Origin of the sequence: Brevibacillus fluminis, assembly GCF_003710825.1 — a bacterium.
Lineage (GTDB): Bacteria > Bacillota > Bacilli > Brevibacillales > Brevibacillaceae > Brevibacillus_D > Brevibacillus_D fluminis.
The window spans coordinates 138,618-161,568 of record NZ_RHHQ01000023.1 but is presented as its reverse complement, the minus strand read 5'-3'; the positions used below and the strand labels follow the sequence as shown (position 1 = coordinate 161,568).

The following is a 22,951-nucleotide window of genomic DNA, read 5'->3' as shown; positions in this document are numbered from 1 at the left end:
GCTAGGAAAGATTATGCAACAAAAGAAAGCACGATTTAGTTTCATGATGATGCTGGGTATTATTGTAATCGGTATCATCGGTCCTTGGATTGCTCCACACGATCCGACCAAAACGTATTACGAAGCTTTTATGCAAGGTCCATCGAAGGAATTTTGGCTTGGGACGGATGCGATTGGCCGCGATATATTATCGCGTTTGCTGTATGGAACTAGGGTGACGTTGACAGTAGCGGTGATGGCGTCTGCAATGACGTTTGTAACCGGAACGCTCATCGGTGTGACAAGCGCCTATTTGGGAGGATTATTTGATAACGTGATGATGCGGATCATGGATGTCTTGCTCGCGTTGCCAGGGATTGTATTGGCTTTGGCGATCGTAGCAGTCCTTGGGCCCAGTCAGGAAAATGCCTTGATTGCAATCGGCATCTCGTCCGTACCCGCTTTTTCTATCCTCGTCCGAGGGGCAGCTCTAACCGTCAAGGGAGCAGGGTATGTGGAAGCAAGTCGGTCAATCGGAAGCTCCAACTGGTGGATAATTATCAATCAGCTGATTCCAAATATTTCTAATATACTAATCGTGTATACGACTATGTTCATTGGAAGCGCAATTTTAAGTACATCCGCACTCGGGTTTATCGGCCTTGGAGCGCAACCGCCTACTCCTGAGTGGGGAACGATGCTGAGTGAAGGCAAGGATTATTTGGGGGAAGCATGGTGGCTGGCGACGTTTCCGGGAATCGCGATAACTGTCGTAGTTTTTACCGTATACATGCTAGGCGATGCCCTACGCGATATTTTTGACCCGAAAGCATAGACACGGTAAAAAATCAGCTTTCATTCAGTTGCAAGGAGGGGACAACATGACTAACGTACTGGAAGTGTACGGTTTGACAACTACGTTTACAAAAAATAATAAAGAATTCAAGGTAGTGGATGATCTTTCTCTGTACGTCGGGAAAGGAGAATCCCTGGGAATCGTTGGAGAGTCTGGGTGCGGGAAAAGCGTTACCTCCCTCTCTATCATGCGCTTGCTCGGGAAGAATGGAAAAATTGAAGGAAGCATTCAGTTAAACGGTACTGAACTATTGGCGTTTAACGAAAAAGTGATGCAAAAAATCAGAGGAAAAGAAATGGCGATGATCTTTCAGGAGCCGATGACCGCGCTTAATCCTGTTTTGACAATCGGCAAGCAAATGAGTGAAGGACTCGAAAAGCATGAAGGTATGAAGCGCGCGCAAGCAAAGCAAAAGTCGATTGAGCTACTTACACAGGTAGGGATTTCACGAGCGAATGAAATCTACAACGAATACCCTCATCGTTTATCTGGAGGGATGAGACAGCGTGTCATGATTGCGATGGCGATCGCTTGCAGCCCGAAGCTATTGATTGCGGATGAGCCGACAACAGCTCTCGATGTGACGATTCAGGCACAAATTCTGGATTTGATTCAAAAAGTCCGCGTGGAATTGGGCATGTCTCTGATCATGATCACACATGATTTGGGAGTTGTTGCCGAGACTTGTGACCGGGTGATGGTGATGTATGCGGGGCAGGTCATTGAATCAGCAGATGTCCGTACGCTGCTGCGAAACCCGAAGCATCCATACACCATCGGCTTGATCCATTCCACTCCGCATAAGGCAAAAGGACAGAAGCGTCTGAACAGCATCGCCGGAAGTGTACCGGCCCCAGACGAATATCCCAAAGGCTGCCGCTTTGCTCCGCGATGCGATAAAGCCATGCCCATTTGTGCCGAACAGAATCCCCAGTTGATGGCTGTGGATGAGCAGTCCCAATGTCGGTGCTGGCTGTATCAAGAATTAGATAAGAGATCGGCGGTGAATGTATGACGACGCCTCTCTTGGAAGTGAAAAATTTGCAGAAGCGGTTTCTCGCCAGCAAAGGGTGGTTCCAACAGCCAACCTATGTACACGCTGTCAACGGCGTGAATGTGACGGTAAACGAAGGAGAAACATTGGGCATCGTCGGGGAATCAGGATGCGGCAAATCGACTCTTGGAAGGTGCATTTTGCGCTTGGTTGAGCCGACTGATGGCGAGATCGTGTTCCAAGGCAACAACATCCGTACCTTTACCAAAGCCGACATGCACAACGTAAGGCGTAATATGCAAATGGTATTTCAAAATCCTTTTGATACGCTGAATCCTAAGCTGACGATTCAGCACATTTTAACAGAACCGCTGATTGCCCATCACATCCCAAAGGAAGATAGACAATCGCTGATCGAAGAGACGATCGAAATTGTCGGTTTGAGCAAAAGGCACCTCTCACGATACGCGCATGAATTTTCAGGCGGGCAACGGCAAAGGATCGGGATTGCGCGGGCTTTGATGCTCAGACCAAAGCTTATTATTGCCGACGAGCCGGTTTCCGCTCTGGATGTATCGATTCAATCTCAGATTCTCAATTTGCTGCAGGATTTGCAGGAGCAGTTTTCCCTCACAATCCTCTTTATTTCTCATGATTTACGAGTCGTCGAACATATTGCTGATCGAGTAGCAGTCATGTACTTGGGCGAAGTCATAGAGCTGGCGAAAAAAGAAGAGCTGTTTCAAAGACCGATGCATCCGTACGCACAATCGCTTCTCTCTTCCGTTCCCGTTTCTGATCCAGATGAAAAAAAAGAACGGATCCTGTTAACGGGGGACTTACCCTCACCATCCAATCCTCCCAAAGGATGTAAGTTTCATACGCGTTGCTGGGCATGTATGGATGTCTGCAAAACAGAAGCACCTTTGTTGAAAGAAGTGGAAGGAAGAATGGTCGCCTGCCATCTCTATTCGATGGCGGGAGAATAAAAAAAGATTGCGGAGGTGTCAGTGATCAATGTTGGACTCACGACTTACCAAATTGGCGGATGTGCTAGTGAACTACTCTACTCATGTACAGCCAGGGGACAATGTACTGATTGAAGCGATTGAAATCGACACGGCTCTGATCAAAGAGCTTGTGAAAGCTGTCCATAAAGCGGGAGGACATCCTTTTGTAAACTTGCGAGATACCAGCATAAATCGCCAGCTGTTGCTGGAAGGAACCACGGAACAGTTCCGGACTTTGGCTGAGATTGATCGCTATCAGATGGAGAAGATGCAAGCCTATATCATCATCGATGGCGGGAAAAATATCAATGAACTGTCCGATGTGCCAGATGAGCAGTTGAAGCTGTCCGCTTCCTTTACCAAATCGGTGCGAGAGGTTCGTCTCCAGAAAAAATGGGTCTATCTCCGTTATCCCAATCCATCTGTGGCTCAGCTGGCAAACAAGAGTACTGAAGCTTTTGAACAATTCTACTTTGATGTATGCACGATGGATTACGCTAGGATGGCAAAAGCCATGCTTCCACTGCAGGAGCTGATGGAAAGAACAGACAGAGTGAAAATAATCGGACCAGGCACCGAGCTTACCTTTTCGATCAAAGGCATCCCAGCAATTCCGTGTGCGGGAGAAAAGAACATACCCGACGGAGAAATATTTACTGCTCCGGTACGAGATTCGGTGAACGGTGTCATCACATTTAACACGCCATCTCCTTATCAAGGCTTTACGTTTGAAAATGTTCGTCTGGAGTTTGCAAACGGGAAGATCGTGAATGCGACAGCTAATGATACGAAGCGATTGACGGGCATTTTGGATACGGATGAAGGTGCTCGGTTTATTGGCGAGTTCGCACTGGGGGTACATCCTTTCATTCGGGAACCCATGAAGGATATCTTATTTGACGAAAAAATTGATGGCAGCTTCCACTTCACACCGGGACAATGCTATGACATTGCTCCAAATGGTAACAATTCCATGATTCACTGGGATATGGTCATGAACCAACGTCCGGAGTATGGTGGGGGAGAGATCTGGTTCGACGATCGGTTGATCCGAAAAGATGGACGGTTCGTTATCCCAGAATTAGAACAGTTGAATCCTGAAAACCTAGTCTAGTCGAAACGGTTGTTTTTCAAAGGAACGTATGGCAAGGCTGGGCAAAATAGACAGCCTTGCCTCTATCAAACATGGTGAGGGTGATAGATGAATGACAATAAGAGTAAAGTTTCCTTGGATTGTTTCCTTCATTTCTCTAGTGTCTTTCAGTTTCTCTACAGCAGTACCGAGCATAGCTGCCGAAACAACCCAGCCACAACAAAATGCAGAAATATTAACGATCGAAAAGGCTATCAAACTAGTAAACGCCGCTGATTCTGAAGTGGCATTGGCCAGCCTTGATGCTGAAAATGACGATGTAAATGCACGAATTGTAAAATCACAGCTGCGCAACATTGGTGCTGATTCAATTGATTCGTTGGAATTTGCTGAACAAAAATATGTGACAGAAGCACAAAGTGCAATGGATGCTCGGATCAGTAAACTTTACAAAGAATCTGTAGAGGCAGATTTAAGGGGAAAGGCCATACTCTCCTATTACGATTTATTACAGGCATATTCCGAACGGGAATCGAAAAAGCGCCGTTACAACAGAGTGAATGAATTGGTCCAAATGGCAAAAGAAAACGCAACTAGCAGTAAGAACACGACTGTGTCTAACGTAGATGTTATGCAGGCAGAAGCAATTGCATCGATTGCAAAAGTTGAATGGTTTGAGGCTCAAAGCACGTGGGGAGAGACAAAAATCAAGCAAAATGAAATATTGGGCGTAGATGCGCAGAAAGAATGGCTGTTCCCGACTGAAGATGAAGTGACAACTGAAGACCCTCCCATTTCATTTGAAGATGCGATCGCTTCATTACAAACCGATTCATTTGCTATCGCTCAAACAAAAGGAGATATGGAGATCGCACAGTTACGAGTAGCGTTGATCAACAAATATTCTGCTGTATCAACTTTTTATGGGAAAATCGCGACAAACAATTTGGAAAAATTAAAAGTCGAGCTGGAGCATTCAAAAAAAGAGGATGTATATGCGGTATACACCCTGTATCAAAAATATCGCGACGGATATCAATTACTGCAAACATGCAAACATGCAGTAAAGCTCGCAAGCGAGAACTATGACCAGAGGATCTCTCGATTTAAGCAGGGAACGGCTAGCATCGGTGATGTTCTACAGTCGGAGCAGGAGTTAGCAAAACTGGAGGATCATTACGTAGCAGCAAGGAATGATTTCAATCATATTAGAGCAAATTTTCAATGAGTGAGTTCAATAAGGTTACTGTTATTTATTGTTTTTATATTTTGAATATTCGCTGTGTTTAAAAACCCCTTTTTGCTGAAAATTTGAGATAAATGAGAAAGCCAAGGAAAAGGAGATGGAAAAGCGCATGACACACGTAATTGATGCTCATTTTGATCTGCTGATGGATGTGGCAATCCAACGGGAGCATGGCAAAAGAAACGTCATTGTATCGGACTATTTACCTGGTTTTGTGGCAGGCGGGGTACATACCATCGTCGCTGCAATTTATATCGAAAACAAATTTTTGCCAGAGATGGGCTTGCGAAAGGCGCTCCAGCAAATAAGTGCGTTGCATGCAGAGGCGGATGAATCACCTGACAAAATCATGGTATGTAAAAGTGTGGATGATATCGAAAATGCAAAAAAAGCGGGGAAAGTCGGCTTTGTCCTTTCTTTGGAAGGTGCAGAACCATTGTACAACGATTTGAGTATGCTCCGCATCTTCTATGAGCTTGGCGTACGTTTTATGGGACTTGTCTGGAGCCGACGCAACTTCGTTGGAGACGGCAGCCACTTTTCTCCTGTGCGTGAGGGGAAAAAAGGGGGACTAACCGAATTTGGCGTGCGACTGGTTGAAGAGGCAGAAGCGATGGGGATGATCATCGATGTGAGCCATCTAAACGATGAAGGCTTCTGGGATGTTGTGGAGATCGCCAAAAAGCCAATCATCGCCTCCCATTCCAACTGTCGGTCACTTGTGGACTCTATGCGCAATCTGACAGACGAACAAATCAAGGCGATCGCTTCTACCAATGGGGTGATCGGCATGAATGGTGTAAATATTTTTGTAGCAGATGATGATGACGATTCAAATCTCGAGGGCTTGCTGGACCATGTAGACCATATAGCTGCGCTTGTTGGAGTAGAGCATGTCGGAATCGGCCTGGATATAATCGAGCCATTCATGAAGTACGAATCGCCTGATGTGATCGCGCAGGCTTCGCGCAAAGATTTTGACGTAGTAAAAGGACACATCCAAGTACCGGGGATTTCCAAGGCACTTGCCAAAAGAGGGTATTCAGATGAAGCCATCGAGCTAATCATGGGCAAAAACTTTATCCGAGTGTATCAAGAAGTCTGGAAATAAATGATGCGCTACTAAAACTGGCAACGCATGAACTAGGAGGCACACAATGTTACGAAAGCGCTTGGATTTTCGCAAAGGATTTATGTTGTTTGCATGTTTACTCGCCATTTCTACAGTGGGATGTACTTCTGCACCCCCATCAGTAGAAACGGCCGATCAACAGTCAAATACGAATGTCAGCCTGACGCCAAAAACGGGAGGAACAATCACAATCGGGTACCAAGCGGAGCCGGATACGTTAGATCCGCAAAAAACAGCCATATCAGCCGGCAACTTCGTAGGCGGTTTTCTGGGAGGAGCCTTGATGGTTATGGACCCATACACCTTAGAGCTGAAGCCGAACCTGGCTGAATCGTACACGATTTCCAAGGATGGAAAGACCTGGTCGTTCAAGCTTCGCCCGGGGGTGAAGTTTCATGATGGAACACCGCTGACGGCATCATCCATCAAGCAAAGCATGGAGCGGGCAATGGACCCCAAAACTGCTTCACCGCTTACCGGACAAGAGTTAGCTTTGATCCAGTCCATTTCTGCACCCGATGATTCTACTCTGATTTTTCAATTGAAACAATCTTCTGCTCCGCTGCTTAGTGCCTTGACCTATGGAGGATACCATCAGCCTGTATCGATGGAGGCGGTAAAGAAATACGGAAATAATTATGGACGAAATCCAGTGGGAGTGGGACCGTGGAAGTTCGAGAGCTGGAAGACGGGGGAATCCATTACGCTGAAACGAAACGATGACTATCAATGGGCACCTCCGTTTGTTGAGAACAAAGGCCCTGTGCGGCCAGATCGGCTCGTTATCAAGTTTATCAAAGACAATCAGACGCTGATGGCTGCGCTTGACAGTGGAACGATTGATATCGCGAACGTACCTGCAAAAGACGTGAAGAAGTACAAGAATGATAAGAAATTCACCGTTATGGAAGGGACGCCGCCAGTTGAGAACTTTATCGGAATGAATATGGAAAATGAAATTTTGCAAGATCTCAACGTACGTAAAGCTCTGAATCTGGCAATCAACAAGGAAGCGCTGATCGCCGCGGACCTGAAGGGAGAAGGAGTGCCTGTCTACGGACCTATACCGCCAACCATGGTTGGTTACGATCCGGCAGTGGAGCAATACGGCTACAAGTATAACAAAGAGGAAGCCATGCGATTGCTAGAGGAGGCAGGTTGGAAAACCAACGAGCGAGGAATTAGGGAAAAGGATGGGAAAGAGCTCAGCCTCATGATGATGATCGACAATCCTAAGCCAGGAAATCAGCTTGTGCAAAGCATGCTGAAAGAAATTGGTGTCGATCTAAAAATCCAAAGCTATGAAATGGCCACGGCCTCAGCGCAAGCAGTAAAAGGCGCGTTTGATTTGCTGGCGACGGATCATGGAAGCAATGACCCCGATATTTTGAATCTGCTCATGAATTCCAATCAAATCGGCGGCTTGAATTTTTTCCGCATCCACAATAAGGAGCTGGACAGCCTGCTGGAAAAAGGCGCAACAACAATGGATAATACAGAACGAAAGCAAGCGTATGCAGACATCCAGAAGCTTGTAGTTGATGAAGCTTATTGGATTCCGCTATATTCTGCGAAAACGTTCCAGGTTATCAACAATCGCATTCAAGGGGTCAAGCCTAATCCGTTAGCGACTTTGGACATCCAGGATATGTGGGTGAACGAATGACATTCGTTCAGGTAGGATATTGAGTTCTCTGCCATGTATGAGGCGGGAGTCAATCTGGAAAATGAAGAGATTTGCGAGGGTGTATCTGGTACTGCCGGCAATGAATAGGGACCTTCGGGTCCTTTTTGCTTTCAGTAAATAATTATACATACAGTTGATTATTATTGATTTCATTGAATCACTTATAGCTGAAGAGGGGCCAAAATGGCCTTTATTTATTTCATGTCGCGAACCACAACTATACCGAAAAGGAGAGTTCTAAGGTACTGAACAGAGAACTCAGCGGGATCGAAGTTGGCCAGAGCGAATAGCGCTGCTGGAAGCTTATCTTAGCCGGACGGGGTAATCAGAATAAACGACGAGAACGAGACACCACAATAGGGTGTCTTTTTGTGTTTCTGAATTTGTGTTCCGATTGGATGGGGGAGTGGTACTAATGGTCGTTTGTATAAAAAGTTATTGATAAAAGGATTTTACATAGGACTTTTTATATAAAAACCGTGTTTTAGGACGAAAATTTCCACAAAATATAGAAAAAATTATATAAATGTCTTGATTTTTTTATGCGCCCAACTATAATTCAAAGTAACAGGTGTACATGGAATATCCAAAAGCGGAGTGTGAAACATGGGAAAATACAGTGAAGAGTTAAAACGCTATATACCGATTGCGGATGCGATCGCGCAGACGTTTGGACGAGTCTGCGAAGTAGTTCTACACGATTTAAGCACGCCACAGTCCTCCGTTATTTATACGGTAAACAATCATGTGACTGGGCGTGCCGTTGGGCAGCCGTTCAACCATTTGATTACCCAAGTGCTGCTTTCTCAAAAGCTGCAAAACGATGTCGTAGCGAATTATCGTACAGAAACCGAAGATAAACGAACAATTAAATCGACGACTGTTTTACTGCGCGATGCAAAAGGGGAAGCGATTGGGGCACTTTGCATCAACGTTGATATTGAACCGATGGTGGATATGAAAAATTTCATAGAAGATTTTATCCGCATGGATGAGGAGCCACTTGAAGAAGGGGAGGTAGACGTGGTTGGAAACGTCTGGGAGATTGTCGACAATCTGATCACCCGGATGATAACCGAAAAAGAAGTGGATGAGTTGGATAAAGATGCAAAGCTGCAGATTGTTCAGTTTATGGACAAAAAAGGGATATTCCTGATCAAAGGGGCAATGGAGAAGGTAGCTGCTGAATTAAAGATATCAAAGGTAACCCTCTACAGCTATCTGGATGAGATCCGAAGCCAAAAAGAGTAAGGAGGTTAGATAGAATGGGCGAGTTGTTGCTGGAAGAATTGGATACGCCGTCACTGTTAGTGGATTTGGACCGTCTGGAGCAAAATCTGCAACACATGCAGGAGAAAGCCAACGCTGCTGGGGTGAAGCTGAGGCCACATACCAAAACCCATAAGATGGCTGACATCGCCCGTTTGCAACTCGAGTATGGCGCCGCAGGAATTACAGTAGCAAAGCTCAGTGAAGCGGAAGCGATGGCAGCCGAGGGAATCGATAATATTTTCATCGCCACACAAATTGTCGGCAAAAAGAAACTGGAGCGTCTGCGAACGCTGGCCGGTAAGGCGACGATTCGGGTAGCGGTCGACTCGATTGAACAGGTGGAACAAATCGCATCCTTTTTTGGAGATCAAGTTCCCGTAAGTCTGATGATTGAGGTAGATACAGGACAACATCGCTGCGGATTGGAATCGCCGGAAGCGGTGAAACTTGCAGATTTTATTGTCGGAAGATTTACTCAAGTATCACTTGCAGGTCTATTTACGCATGAAGGTCATGCTTATCACGCAGTGGATCGTGAGGAATTGAAGCGAATTTCACTCCGTGCCCAACGGGATCTGATTGAAGCATCCAAGCGTGTTGAAGACAAATGGGGTATTCAGTGCGAAAAAAGCATTGGCTGCACGTTAAGTCAGCTTGGGGGCGAGATTTTACCGGATATTACCGAAATCAGACCGGGAACCTATGTGTTTTACGATGCGGCGCACGCGTATTTTCTTGGGCACAGCAATTTTTGTGCGGCGACCGTACTTGCCACCGTCACATCGAAAAGCGGAGTGGAGCGGATTGTTGCCGATGCCGGGGCGAAGTCGTTTACCATTGACCAGCGTTCAAGCGGCATAGTGAAAACGTCAGGCTTTGGTATCGTGAAGGGCCATCCCGATCTTTTGATCCGGCGGCTTTCCGATGAGCATGCGGTGATCGTACCTGGCACCAGCCTTGTCATTGGGGAACGCATTGAAGTGATTCCCAATCATGTATGCCCTACCATCAATCTCTATGATCAGGCGTATGCGATTAGGAATGGGAAGGTTGAAAAAATGTTCAAGGTCCATGCTAGAGGATGCAATCAATAGAGTAGATGCGGGAGTGTAATCATGGGGAATGTATTGGTGATTAACCAGGAAATATTCAAGGATCTCGTAACGCAGGAAGAGGCGATTCAGATTGTCGAGAGTGCGTTTACTCAGCTGCACGAAAACAAGAGTATCGTGTTTCCCGCTGTTCGTCAGTTGATTGAGGAGCATAACGGAATTTTTGGAATCAAATCTTCTTATTTAATCGACGAGAAATCAGTGGGTCTGAAGGCTGGTGGGTTCTGGAAAGCAAACGGAAGCAAAGGAAAGGCAAACCATCAATCCACCATGCTGCTTTTGGACCCGGAAACGGGTGAACCGATGTGCCTTTTGGATGCCAATCATCTAACCAGTTTGCGCACAGGAGCAGCGGGAGCGGTGGCGGCCAAATATTTAGCCCGCAGCGTCAGCAAAACCGTCACTTTGATCGGAGCTGGGTTACAGGCCAGAAGCCAATTGAGTGCTCTTCTGCAGATGTTTCCCATTGAAGAGGTGGTTGTTTTTTCTCAAACGGAGGAATCATCGCGCAAACTGGCCGAAGAGATTGGGCAAAAGGGGATTGCGGCACGATACACGGATTGTCCGCAAAAAGCGGTGGAGCAAGCTGATATTGTCGTGACCACCACTCCGTCTTTTTCTCCGGTTATCAAGTCATCCTGGTTGCGAGAAGGCACCCATGTTAACGCAATGGGCAGCGATACAAAAGGGAAACGAGAGCTGGAGATTGATCGGGCTTTCGATATCGTCGTATGCGATCTTTGGGAACAGTCGACAAGCATGGGCGAGCTGCAAAATGCTGAACCGGAAACACCCTATCTGGAGATCGGCCAATTAACCAGCAAAGAAAAGCCGGGGCGACAATCCGCGCATGAAATCACCCTGTTTGATTCAACTGGTGTTGCCGTTCAAGATCTCAGCGTGGCACTGCATGTATATCGACGTGCCAAAGAGCTGGGGGTCGGTGTCACTGTCGAGTTGTAACGGAATCACGGAAAACAGACAAAAGGAGGGGCTTTATGAAGATCATTGATTTGCATTGCGACGCACTATTTAGGATTTGGCTGGCAAATGGCAAGCTGGATTACAGCAGTGCAGACCAACTTGAAACAAACAAGGAGCGGCTGAAGAAAGGTGGGGTTAACGTACAATGCTTTGCTGTATATGCGCCGCCCCAATTGCCAATGGAGCAAAAGTTTCAGGCAGTGATGCAGCAGGTCCATTATTTCTATCACGAAGTCTTGGGAAAAAACCCGGACATGAAGCAGATCAGGGAATGGGGAGATTTCGACCGGCTTCAAACGGGTGAAATCGGGGTCATGTTGACAATGGAAGGGGTGGATGCCATCGGCAGTGATTTGTACAAGTTGAGCATTTTGCATCAGTTGGGCGTACGCTGTGTCGGCCTCACCTGGAATTATGCCAATTGGGCTGCTGACGGCGTGTTGGAACCGCGCAATGCAGGGCTATCCATTTTTGGTCAAGAGCTTGTCCGGTTTAACAATGAAAACAAGTTGCTCACGGATGTTTCCCATTTGGGCGAACGATCCTTTTGGGACACGCTGGAGCTGGCCCGCTACCCGATTGCGAGCCATTCCAATGCGAGGAGCGTGTTTGATCATCCGCGCAATCTGTCTGATGAGCAAGCAAAAGCATTGTTCGCCAAAGGAGGTACGGTCCATGTCTTTTTTGCTCCACAATTCGTGAAACAGGAAGGAAGCGTGACGATTGACGATCTGCTTAAACATATCGACCACTTTTGTTCCATTGGAGGGGTAAAGCAGCTAGGTATCGGTTCCGATTTTGACGGGATTTCGATTCCTGGACGGATTGAAGGCTTGGGTCATGCAGGAATGATGGACAACCTGATAAATGCACTGTTGCAACGCTACAAAGAAGAAGAAGTGAGAGGGTTCACGGCAGAAAACTTTTTGCGCTGCCGTCCTAAATAAAAAAGAGAAGATTGTTTTCCATTCATCCACGATAAGGGAGGTTTTTAAAATGCAGAATATTGGGAATATGAGAGGGGTTTTCACTGGGATAACCAGAAGCTGTGGCAAGCACGCGAGCAAGGCTTTCGTAATCCTCGCACTGGCAGCGGGAACTGCTTTGACAGGCTGTTCAACCGGTGAACAGGCGAAACCGGCAGAACCGCCAGCAGCTCCGCAACAGCCATCTGTCCCTGCTGAGCAAGCATCTGGCCAAAAAGTGCTGCACATGAATTTGCACTCCGAACCGCCGACGATGGACCCTGGGCTTGCAGAGGATGTCCCCTCGATGGCGATGAGCATGGCGACTTTTGACGGGTTGACACGTGTGTCCAAAGATACGGGCAAACCGGAACTTTCTGCAGCGGAGAGTTACACCGTTTCTGATGACAAGCTTACCTACACCTTCAAGATTCGCGAGGCAGAGTGGAGCAATGGTGATCCCGTGACAGCACATGATTTCGAATTTGCCTGGAAACGCGCCCTTGACCCGAAAACGGCATCCAACTATGCGGCGATTCTCTTTTATATCAAGAATGGAGAGAAATTTAACCGTGGCGAGGTTGGAGCGGATCAAGTGGGTGTAAAGGCGCTTGACGATAAAACGCTTGAGGTAAAGCTCGAAAAGCCGACTCCGTACTTTCTTGAGCTGACTGCCATCACCACGTATTTTCCGATAGATGAGAAAGTGGCATCCGCCAATCCGAAATGGGCGAACACCCCGCAAACCCACGTTGGCAACGGTCCATTCAAACTGGATACTTGGGATCAAAAGAAAGAAATCGTCTTTGTTAAAAACGATAAGTACTGGGATAAAGAAAAAGTGAAGCTGGATAAAATTGATTTTTCCCGAGTGGAGGATGAAAACACCGAGTTGTCCATGTTTGACCAAGGCGATCTGGATTGGGCTGGCGCGCCACTCAGCACTCTGCCATCCGATGCTGTCCAGTCGCTGCGGGATACCGGTAAGCTGGTCGTTCAGCCTGTAGCGGGAATTTACATGTACGAGTTTAATACCAGTCAGCCTCCGTTCAATAATGCCAATATCAGAAAGGCACTTTCCTACGCGATTGACCGGAAACTGATCATTGACAACATAACGCAAACCAGCCAGCCGCAAGCTTTGGGTTTCGTTCCGTCCACGATGACACTTAAACCGGACGGTTATTTCAAGGACAACGATGTGGAGACGGCCAAGAAGCTATTGGCAGAGGGGATGAAAGAGCTTGGCATCAGCAAGCTTCCTGATATCACACTCTCCTTCAACACGTATGAAGTCCATAAAAAGATCGCCGAAGCCATTCAGGATCAATGGAAAAAGAATCTCGGCGTGACTGTGAAACTGGAAAGCAAGGAATGGAAAGTGTATATCGAGGAGTTGCATCAGGGCAAGTATCAAATCGGGCGAATGGGACTGCTGGCTGACTTCAATGATCCGGTCACATTCCTGGAGAAGCTGAAGGAAAAAGACAGTCCAATGAATTCAACCTTATGGGAAAACCCTCGATATAAAGAGCTGCTGGACAAAGCGGCGTATGAATCAGATTCAGAAAAGCGCAAGCAAATTCTGGTTGATGCAGAGAATCTTCTGATGGACGAAATGCCGATTATGCCCATTTACTTTGATACGCAAGCATGGGTAAAAGCAGATAAAGTTCAGAACGTATTTGTTGACGGGATTGGGAACATCGATTTTAAATGGGCTACTGTTCAGTAATCCAGCTATCTGGACGCATCCTTATAAACATGGGAGGTTTGTTCATGAACGTTATAAATGTTTCAGCACTTGAAGCGCATGTGGCGGAAATTATGGAGAACGAACAAATTGCTGGAGTCGCCATCGCTGTCTCCCAAAATGGCAATACCCTCTACGAAAAGGGATTTGGTGTTCGCAATATTGCGACAGGTGATCCCGTTACACCTGATACGGTGTTTGGTATCGGTTCAGTAACCAAATCGTTTACCGCGTTGGCCATTATGAAGCTGGCCCAGGAAGGGAAGCTCTCTTTGCATGATCCTGTGCAGAAGCATCTTCCAGATTGGAAGCTGCAGGGGCTTGAGGACCAGAGAACCGTAACCATTCATCATTTGCTGACACATACAACCGGACTGCCGCCAATGCGGCGACGTGAGGACTTAAACCGGTTTGATGAGCATTTGACATATCTCGGAAGCGCAGAATATGCGCTTCTGGGGCAGCCGGGGGAGTATTTCAGCTATTGCAATGACACCTTCCTGCTACTCGGGGCGATCATCGAACGTTTAACTGGTCGGCTGTATCGCCGTTATGTGACGGAAGAGATTTTGGCTCGACTGCAGATGCACCGTTCCACATTCAGTCTGGAAGAGCTCGCGAAGCTATCGAATGTGACGATTCCTTATGTAAAGAATGCTGTAAATAATCAGTTGGAAGCAGTGAACTGGTCCAAGCTCGGCAACTATGAGGTAGGTGGCGGCATTCGTTCCACGGTGCGAGATCTCATCACATACGGACAGGCGCTTCTTGGACAGGGAACAACGGTTGTTGGTGCCGGTGTTGCAAATGAAATGTGGCGTCCGCATCATCAAATTGACCGTAACAGCTTTTATGGATATGCTCTCGAATCAGTTCCCGATCATGCAGGAATAACGCTGGTGGAGCATGGCGGATCCCAACCGGGAGTTTCTTCCCATTTCGGTCTTGTGCCAGAGAAGGGACTGGTTGTCGCTGTTTTAACGAATGTATCGGATGTGTCTGCCGATGCAATCTGGTTAGCGACCGTGAACGCCGCTCTGGGCTTGCCGCTTGAGCAAAAAAGCAGCGTGCAGCCAACTTACGAGGCATCCTTGGAGGAATTGCAGCGGCTGATGGGCACCTACCATTCGGCAGAGGGGGGACGCGTACGGTTTTTCCTCGACAGGGAGCTGCCCAAAGCGATTTCTGGCAATGCGGAATTTTCGTTACGCGCAACCGACAGCCACACGCTGGTTGTGGAGGGCAAGAATTTTCCTATTCGCTTCTTTTTTAAAGAAGGAAAGCAGGCGTGGGCTGTTCGGATTGGTGTCCGTATGTGGACGAGAACGACTGATGAAGCATGAAAACGTCAAGAACAGGAGTTGAGAGTAATGCCGGTGGACATACAGGTACAGAAGGTTTTGCAAAAACAATCAGAACTTGGCTTCCCCTCGCTTGAGTCTGCAACGATCGAAGAGATTCGTCAAGCATTTGCTTATTCGCGCACACAACTGGTAGAAATTATCACACCTGTTGCGTCCATAGTTGATACACTCATTGCAAGTCCTGAGGGAGACATCCCGATCCGCATCTACACACCCGAAGCTGTGGGTGTTCTGCCCGTCATGGTTTTCTTTCACGGTGGCGGGTTCGTTCTGGGAGATTTGGAAACGACAGATAACATCTGCCGATTCTTAGCTCATCATGCCGGGTGCATCGTCGTTTCGGTCGCGTATCGGCTAGCGCCTGAGCATCCTTTTCCGTCGGCGGTGCACGATGCCTATTTTGCCACCAAGTGGGTATCGGAAAAAGCCTCGTCTTTTCATGGGGATGCTTCGCGAATTGCGGTTGGGGGCGAAAGCGCGGGCGGCAATCTGGCTGCAGTCGTATCTCTATTGGCAAGGGATAAGAGTGGGCCCGCAATCAACTTTCAACTGCTAATCTATCCCGCCGTTAGTTTTTCATTCGATTCTCCCTCCTGCATCGAATGTGGTAACAAGTACAATCTCACGTTAGATGAAATGATCTGGTTCCGCAGCAATTATCTCGCAAACGAGGAACTAGGCGCTCTGCCTGCTGTTTCTCCTATGCTTGCGGAAAGTCTCGCTGAGTTGCCGCCAGCATTGGTGATCACTGCTGAGTTTGATCCGATCCGCGACGACGGAGAAGCATATGCCGATCGCTTGAACAAATTTGGGACGAAAGCGAAAAAGAAACGATATGCCGGAATGGTTCACAGCTTTCTAAACTATTCCGGGTCCGTGGAGCAAAGTAAAATTGCGCTTGAAGAAATAGCGGCCGAACTGCGGCAAGTCTTCCAAGCGAAACGATAAAAATAGATTGGAGAAAAGATCCCATCATGTTTATTCCAAAACCGTATCGACAGAATGATCAGCAAAAGCTGCTTACCTTTATGAGGGCATATCCGTTTGCCACGATCGTCACCGGCGGCGGATCGAATCCGTTGGCAACCCACTTGCCGTTTATTGTGGAGCGAGAGAATGATGAGGTCAAACTGGTAAGCCACATGGCATTGGCAAACCCGCAGTGGAAGGCATTGCGTGATCAGGAGGAGGTGCTCGTGATCTTTCAGGGACCGCATGCCTATATTACCCCTGCATTTTATAATACGCCACTCGGTGTTCCTACGTGGAATTATGCATCAGTTCACGCATACGGCACCCCTGTTATCCGTTCGGGTACGGAAGGAGTCGTGCAAACGCTGCTCAAAACGATTTCAGCGTTCGAACCCGGCTATCAAACACAGTGGGAGAACATTCCATCCGAATATGCTGGCAAGCTGATGGGGGAATTGGTTGCCTTTGAGATACGCGTCACTTCATTGGAAGGGGCCTTCAAGCTGAGTCAGGATAAAACGGTTGCCGTTCAAGAGCGCATCGCTAGTTGGTTGGAGCAGGATTCCGATTCGGTGATTGCAGCAGTTGGCGGGATGATGAGAGAGAATTTGCAGCAAATGGATGAGGAGGCAGAGCAATGAGTAACTTGGAGCAGATGTTGGTAGAACTCGATGCGATCCACGGGGTGTCCGGTGATGAAGAACGGGTTGCAGCCTATTTGAAGGAACAGTTGACTGCACATGTGGACGAAACGTATGCAGATTCGCTCGGCAATCATTTTTTCGTCAAAAAAGGAAGCGACCCCGAGCTGAAACTAATGCTCTGCGCCCACATGGATGAGATTGGCTTCATTGTGAACTATATTGACGAGCGAGGGTTTGTCTCGTTTTTGCCGGTGGGAGACCATGACAGCAGAATGGTCATCAATCAGGTGCTTTCGATCCAGACTGAGCAGGGCGTGGTGCATGGGATTACAGGGGGCAAGCCCGCCCATATCGTGACGGAAGCGGAAGCGAGACAGTCGATTCCGTTGGAAGATCTGTTTTTAGATGTGGGCAGTCGCAGCAGAGAAGAGACACTTGCTCTTGGGGTAAGAGCTGGCGATTACATCACGTTTTCCCGCACAGGGCAGTTTCTTAACGGCAGCAAAGTGTATTCCGGCAAGTCGGTGGATAACCGCTCCGGCTGTGCGGTTTTGGCAGAAGTAATGAAACGGCTGGCGGACAGGGAGATTGTCCCCACTGTATATGCCGTAGCAGCGGTTCAGGAAGAGGTGGGACTGCGTGGAGCGGGAGTGGCCGCTTTTTCGATCCAACCGGATGTCGCTTTGGCGATTGATGTCGGGTTGGCAGGCGGGACCCCTCATATAGAGGAAAAAACACTGCCGATGGTGTTTGGCGGAGGCCCGGGGATCTTGCTGTTTGACTGGGTGCCTGGAACCAGCGCAGGGAACAACGTCCCCAAGCGGCTGACCCGCAGACTGGCACAGGTTGCAGAAAACAGTGGCATTCCCTACCAGCAGGGGGCAATCCTCAATGGTGTCACGGACGCGTATTCGATCAGCATTGCAGGTAAAGGAACATTAACCGGATGCGTCTGCATTCCTTCCCGCTATATCCATTCGGCAACCGGCTATGTGCATTTGGATGATATGGAGTATACCGTCCAACTCATTATCGCTTTCATCGAAGCGTTTCAGGAAAAACTGTAGAAAATTAATGGAAATAGGAGGGTTTAATGTCTAGACCGATTTTGCGGAATTTTCGGTGAAAATTTTACTCAAATAATTATAAGCGTTAGCTAAACCAGTAAGAATTGGGAGGGCATTATATGACCGTGCGAAAGATCATGCTGAAGGTGCACTTGTGGCTCAGCTTGCTGGTAGGCTTGTTTTTGGTCGCCATCTGCACCAGTGGAAGCATTTTGGTTTTTAAAGATGAGATTAATGTTGCTATTCATTCCAACTACTACAAACCGCTTCCGCCAACGGGAACTACCATTTCCGTAGAGGAACTCACCCAAATCGCCTCCAAAGCGTTCCCTGGCTATCATACGAATTTTATTGACACTCCGGAATACATTGGCGGAGTATACCGTTTATGGCTAAACAATGAGGAGAACAAAATTGAGACGTACAAACATGTATTGATCGATCCGGGAACGGGAAAAGTCCTGGGTGGTTACGATGTTTACGGTGGATTCATGGGCTTTCTAGATGACTTACACATCCATTTGCTGATGAAAAAGGACTTTGGCCTGGGCGAAGAATTCGGGATCTACAGTGTCGGTATTGTTGGTCTGGTGTTTTTGGTCATTCTGGTAACGGGCATTTACGTCTGGTGGCCGGGAATACGCAAATGGGTCTCGGGCTTTAAGGTAATTTACAATAAAGGGATTTACTTCCTGAATCGTGATCTTCATAAGAGCATAGGCATTATCTCCGTGCCTCTCCTGCTGATCCTTGCCTTAACAGGGGCAGCATTTGTATTCGACGAGACGATTTTTGGCTGGTTCGGCAGCCAACCCTATTCCACGCCACCGGTTGCTATCGAATCGACTCCAAACGGTCAAAATCGTATGCCGCTGGATGAATTCTTCAAGATCGCAAAAAAAGAGTATCCTGATTTTCAAGCCAACGAAATGTATGTACCTGGTGAGCCTAAAGAAGCGGTTCAGGTATATATGTCCTCGACCGGATACGACCCAACTTTGTTTGGCAATGTGCGTGTATATATCGACCAGTATACCGGTAAGGTAATCTGGAAGTCAGACCCAACCAACGAAACTACGGCAGGTATGTACGACACATGGAGGACTGCGTTACACTACGGCTTTTTTGGCGGCGAGATCGTCAAAGTGATTTACTTCATCTTTGGCATGATGCCGCTTGTTCTCATGATAACAGGCCTGGTTGTTTGGCGTTACAAGGCCAACCTTAAAAAGAAAAGCAAGAAAAAGGCTCAGGAAAAAGTTGCATGAAAAAACGGACAATCGCATGAGAAATAAAAGGTTAAAAACGAGAGCATATTTATAAAGTTGATTATATTGTCAACAAAAAGTTGGAACTGAAATTGTATTTAATTTGTAAGAGTTATAAAAATCTTGTTATCCAAAAGGAGAATTCAATGACTATTAATAAAGAAGTTGACCATATTTACTTTAATGGACGAATTTTTACATCCAATCCGGAACAACCATATGCGAGTGCAATGGTGGTACGTGATGACAGAATCGTTTGGATTGGAGAGCAAGACGATTTGAAAGATATGGATGGTGTATACGTAGATCTTCAAGACCGTAGAGTGCTTCCGGGTTTTATCGATGCTCATCTGCATCCCTTGTCTCTAGCGGATACAAAGAAGCAAATTGCGTGTACACCCCCGGAAGTCACCTCCATTGTAGATTTAATTGATGAAATCCGGAAACAGCGAGAACTTCAAGAAACGAATACATGGATTCGGGGGTGGGGTTACGACGAAGGGAAATTGACAGAAGGGCGCGCACCTACTCGTTGGGATTTAGATCAAGCTGCAGTGGATGTTCCTGTTATCGTAACCCGCACATGTGGTCATATCGCTGTTGTAAATAGTTTGGCTTTAGAGATTGCTGGAATTGATAAAAACACACCAAATCCACCAGGCGGTCAAATTGATAAAGATGCGAACGGAGAACCCACGGGTGTCTTACGAGAAAATGCTAAAAACCTAGTTCATAAAGTCATGCCGGTGCAAACGATGGAGGATAATGTTGCTTCTCTTGCAGAGTTAAGCCCAAAACTACTTGCACATGGGATCACAGCTATAACAGATCTCATGGCGAGTAGCGAACCATTTGACTACTTGGACATGTATAAGGAAGCCCGTGAAATGGGGCTCAAGCAACGTACAGTTTTATACTATATGTGGGAGGATTTGAAGAAACAACCTGGCTTGGACAAGAATAAAACATGCAACGAAAACCCCATTCACATTGGTGGTGTGAAGCTATTCGCAGATGGCAGTGTGTCCGGACAAACAGCATGGGTGGACCCACCGTATTTGGGTGACAAAGAAAATTATGGAATTTGCACAACTTCTCGACAGGAATTATTAGATGCTGCTAAATTAGCCAAACGTTACAAAATTCAATTGGTCGTGCATGCGATGGGAGAACAAGCGATTGATTTGATTGTGAATACGTTTTATGACCAAAAAGGTTGGCTCACAGATGCACCATCAATCAGAATTGAACATGCGGCAATGCCTACTACACATGCTATACAGCGGGCAGCAGAAATGGGAATCGGCTTTGTTCCCCAACCGATCTTCCTGTATGCGGAAATCGAGAGCTACCTTAGGAACTTGGGTTCGGAGAGAACCAAACAAACGTATCCGGTTAAAACGATGTTGGAGGCAGGGATCAAGGTTGCGTTCTCATCCGATTCACCTGCTACAGCATGGGCAGATCCAGTAAACCCTTTTGTCGGGATTAAGTCGGCTGTAATGCGAGTGGCGTATGATGGGACTGACACAGGTCAAGAACAACGTGTAGAATTGCCTACCGCTATTATGCTCTACACCCGATTTGCCCAGGAAATCACGAGAATTCCCGATGTTGGGCAACTTAAACCAGGTTACTATGCTGACTTTGTTGTGCTTGACAGAGATATTCTGGAGATTTCTCCGGAGAAGATTGATGAGGTCCGTGTGGCAGAGACCTATATGAGTGGGAATTCAGTGTATCGGAAAAGCAGTTGATAGATAAAAGGGGGGCATCCCCCTTGCCCATTAACCGAGGGCTGGGTAAGCTAATATAACTTGTAGAATGTTGTAGAAACTATCATTTGATTTCACAAAAACCTACGATCTAATCTTAAATATGGATCGTAGGTTTTTTATATTAAAAAACGGTGTTCAACAATATATTGATTCGAGCTGAGAAACAGGGTTTATCCGACGTTGATGAGTGAATATTGGACCGCTTTTTCTAGGCGATAAAACGAAAAGATCTACTCAAAGGTATCCAAAAATAGGAGCACTGTAAACAGAGATTTAACTACATGGTAAGGCGAAGAGGACCGACAATGTCGGCGAAAGCGCCGCCCGGAATGGTAAGTAACAGGGCAGTTTAGTGTAACAAGAGAAGGTAAAAAAGGTTAACCTATCCAATGTAAATTGTGAGATAATTTGAATGCAATCATTATAAAGAGGTGAGTTTAGTTGAGTAGAGAAGACGATGTAAAGGAGCTAATTGAGAGGTTTAGTGCAAGTTCAAACAATCGTTAACAACTTAAGGAGGAATAAAAGATGAGTAATTTCAAGAGTTTTGCAAGTGACAACTACGCAGGAATACATCCCGAAATCGTACAAGCAATCATCGACGCAAATGTCGGACATGCAAGCTCTTACGGAAATGATTCCTATTCAGAAAAAGCGGTAGCGACCTTTAAAAAACACTTTGGAGATGACATTGACGTATTCTTCGTTTTCAATGGAACAGCTGCTAATGTTTTAAGCTTTAAAGCGATTACAAAATCATACCAATCTATCATTTGTGCGGAAACAGCGCATCTTCATGTAGATGAGTGTGGGGCTCCAGAGTTGTTGACCGGATGCAAAACGCTTACGTTGCCTACTTTAGACGGAAAGTTGACCCCTGAGATCATCAAGAAGCAGTTATACGGATTTGGTGACCAACACCACAGTCAACCAAAGGTCATTTCCATTACCCAATCTACGGAACTGGGGACGGTTTATTCAACTGCAGAAATTACAGCGATCGCGGATCTGGCGCATCAACACGGAATGCTTCTGCATATGGACGGGTCTAGAATATCCAATGCGGCGGCTAGTCTAGGGTTATCTTTTAAGGAATTTACTGCAGATGCAGGAGTAGATGTGCTCTCATTCGGTGGTACCAAGAATGGATTGATGATGGGCGAAGCGATCGTCTTTTTCAATAGGGGACTGGCGGAAGACTTTAAATATATACGAAAGCAAACCATGCAATTGGGATCGAAAATGCGCTATATCGCCGCCCAATTTGAAGCATTATTATCGAATGATTTATGGTTTCGAAACGCAAATAATGCAAATGAAATGGCCAAGCTCTTAGCCAGCAAAATCGAACGAATCCCTCAAATCACAATTACTCAGAAGGTAGATGCTAACGCTGTTTTTGCCATTATTCCTCGGGAGTATATCCCCCTGCTACAACAGGTGAGTTTCTTTTATGTGTGGTCGGAGGAGAAGTCTGAAGTTCGTTGGATGACTTCGTTTGATACCACACGAGAAGATATTGATCGATTTGTAGAGCAAATCGAAAAAATTTGTTCGGAATCATGGAAATCGATTTGCGTTTAACCTAAAAAGGGTGGATTCGATCAGGGTTTTAAGATCGCCTAGCAGGAGCGGTCTTCATGACAGATGTCGCCGGTGACGCTGTTCAGGATTATGTATGTCAGCAGCGGGAATCCTTCTTTCAAATTTGTCCCCTTGAATTAGTAGGACAAATCTGATATATTTAACATTAATTAAATATTTTCTTACTTCAA

The 22,951-nt window shown here is 46.6% G+C and carries 19 protein-coding genes; all 19 read left to right on the top strand.

What is annotated here, in order from left to right; all coding sequences use genetic code 11:
• The first annotated feature begins 13 nt into the window (after nucleotides 1–13).
• The 19 genes from EDM56_RS26425 to EDM56_RS26335 all read left to right on the top strand — a co-directional run bounded on the left by EDM56_RS26425 (nucleotide 14) and on the right by EDM56_RS26335 (nucleotide 22,760).
• Entirely contained in the window at nucleotides 14–814 is an 801-nt protein-coding gene (locus EDM56_RS26425) for an ABC transporter permease (RefSeq protein WP_246009543.1), read from the top strand.
• Between the two features lie 46 nt (nucleotides 815–860).
• Nucleotides 861–1,850, top strand: coding sequence for an ABC transporter ATP-binding protein (locus EDM56_RS26420; protein ID WP_122920935.1), 990 nt, complete (start codon nucleotides 861–863; stop codon nucleotides 1,848–1,850).
• Nucleotides 1,847–2,818, top strand: a complete 972-nt coding sequence (locus EDM56_RS26415; protein WP_122920934.1) for an ABC transporter ATP-binding protein — start codon at nucleotides 1,847–1,849, stop codon at nucleotides 2,816–2,818. The genes EDM56_RS26420 and EDM56_RS26415 overlap by 4 nt, the downstream gene beginning before the upstream one ends.
• Nucleotides 2,819–2,846: 28 nt before the next feature.
• The gene (locus tag EDM56_RS26410) at nucleotides 2,847–3,953 is read left to right on the top strand and encodes an aminopeptidase (RefSeq protein WP_122920933.1); all 1,107 of its coding nucleotides are present in this window, start codon (nucleotides 2,847–2,849) and stop codon (nucleotides 3,951–3,953) included.
• A 91-nt stretch (nucleotides 3,954–4,044) separates the two neighbouring features.
• A complete protein-coding gene (locus EDM56_RS26405) occupies nucleotides 4,045–5,160 on the top strand; it encodes a TolC family protein (protein ID WP_122920932.1) in 1,116 nt (371 codons plus the stop codon).
• A 127-nt stretch (nucleotides 5,161–5,287) separates the two neighbouring features.
• Complete coding sequence (locus EDM56_RS26400) at nucleotides 5,288–6,289, top strand: dipeptidase (RefSeq protein ID WP_122920987.1); 1,002 nt, start codon at nucleotides 5,288–5,290, stop codon at nucleotides 6,287–6,289.
• A gap of 46 nt (nucleotides 6,290–6,335) precedes the next feature.
• Nucleotides 6,336–7,976 (top strand): ABC transporter substrate-binding protein, encoded by a 1,641-nt coding sequence (locus EDM56_RS26395; RefSeq protein ID WP_122920931.1) that lies wholly within the window; start codon nucleotides 6,336–6,338, stop codon nucleotides 7,974–7,976.
• Nucleotides 7,977–8,603: 627 nt separating this feature from the next.
• Nucleotides 8,604–9,248, top strand: coding sequence for a helix-turn-helix transcriptional regulator (locus tag EDM56_RS26390; RefSeq protein ID WP_122920930.1), 645 nt, complete (start codon nucleotides 8,604–8,606; stop codon nucleotides 9,246–9,248).
• 14 nt (nucleotides 9,249–9,262) lie between these two features.
• Nucleotides 9,263–10,363: an alanine racemase gene (locus EDM56_RS26385; protein ID WP_122920929.1), complete on the top strand. Its 1,101-nt coding sequence runs from the start codon at nucleotides 9,263–9,265 to the stop codon at nucleotides 10,361–10,363.
• Between the two features lie 21 nt (nucleotides 10,364–10,384).
• Nucleotides 10,385–11,344, top strand: coding sequence for an ornithine cyclodeaminase family protein (locus EDM56_RS26380; RefSeq protein WP_122920928.1), 960 nt, complete (start codon nucleotides 10,385–10,387; stop codon nucleotides 11,342–11,344).
• A 35-nt stretch (nucleotides 11,345–11,379) separates the two neighbouring features.
• On the top strand, nucleotides 11,380–12,312 hold the full coding sequence (locus EDM56_RS26375; protein WP_122920927.1) for a dipeptidase: 933 nt from the start codon (nucleotides 11,380–11,382) through the stop codon (nucleotides 12,310–12,312).
• Between the two features lie 67 nt (nucleotides 12,313–12,379).
• Nucleotides 12,380–14,065, top strand: a complete 1,686-nt coding sequence (locus tag EDM56_RS26370) for a peptide ABC transporter substrate-binding protein (RefSeq protein ID WP_122920986.1) — start codon at nucleotides 12,380–12,382, stop codon at nucleotides 14,063–14,065.
• A 44-nt stretch (nucleotides 14,066–14,109) separates the two neighbouring features.
• On the top strand, nucleotides 14,110–15,426 hold the full coding sequence (locus EDM56_RS26365) for a serine hydrolase domain-containing protein (RefSeq protein ID WP_122920926.1): 1,317 nt from the start codon (nucleotides 14,110–14,112) through the stop codon (nucleotides 15,424–15,426).
• Nucleotides 15,427–15,453: 27 nt separating this feature from the next.
• On the top strand, nucleotides 15,454–16,395 hold the full coding sequence (locus EDM56_RS26360) for an alpha/beta hydrolase (RefSeq protein ID WP_122920925.1): 942 nt from the start codon (nucleotides 15,454–15,456) through the stop codon (nucleotides 16,393–16,395).
• 26 nt (nucleotides 16,396–16,421) lie between these two features.
• Nucleotides 16,422–17,060: an FMN-binding negative transcriptional regulator gene (locus EDM56_RS26355; protein ID WP_122920924.1), complete on the top strand. Its 639-nt coding sequence runs from the start codon at nucleotides 16,422–16,424 to the stop codon at nucleotides 17,058–17,060.
• Nucleotides 17,057–18,130, top strand: coding sequence for a M42 family metallopeptidase (locus EDM56_RS26350; RefSeq protein WP_122920923.1), 1,074 nt, complete (start codon nucleotides 17,057–17,059; stop codon nucleotides 18,128–18,130). Before EDM56_RS26355 ends, EDM56_RS26350 begins: the two co-directional genes overlap by 4 nt.
• A 119-nt stretch (nucleotides 18,131–18,249) precedes the next feature.
• Nucleotides 18,250–19,398 carry a PepSY-associated TM helix domain-containing protein gene (locus EDM56_RS26345; RefSeq protein ID WP_122920922.1) on the top strand — a complete coding sequence of 383 codons (1,149 nt, stop codon included), beginning with the start codon at nucleotides 18,250–18,252 and terminating at the stop codon, nucleotides 19,396–19,398.
• A 146-nt stretch (nucleotides 19,399–19,544) separates the two neighbouring features.
• Nucleotides 19,545–21,155 carry an amidohydrolase gene (locus tag EDM56_RS26340; RefSeq protein ID WP_122920921.1) on the top strand — a complete coding sequence of 537 codons (1,611 nt, stop codon included), beginning with the start codon at nucleotides 19,545–19,547 and terminating at the stop codon, nucleotides 21,153–21,155.
• A gap of 549 nt (nucleotides 21,156–21,704) precedes the next feature.
• Nucleotides 21,705–22,760 (top strand): threonine aldolase family protein, encoded by a 1,056-nt coding sequence (locus EDM56_RS26335; RefSeq protein WP_122920920.1) that lies wholly within the window; start codon nucleotides 21,705–21,707, stop codon nucleotides 22,758–22,760.
• Nucleotides 22,761–22,951 lie beyond the last annotated feature (191 nt).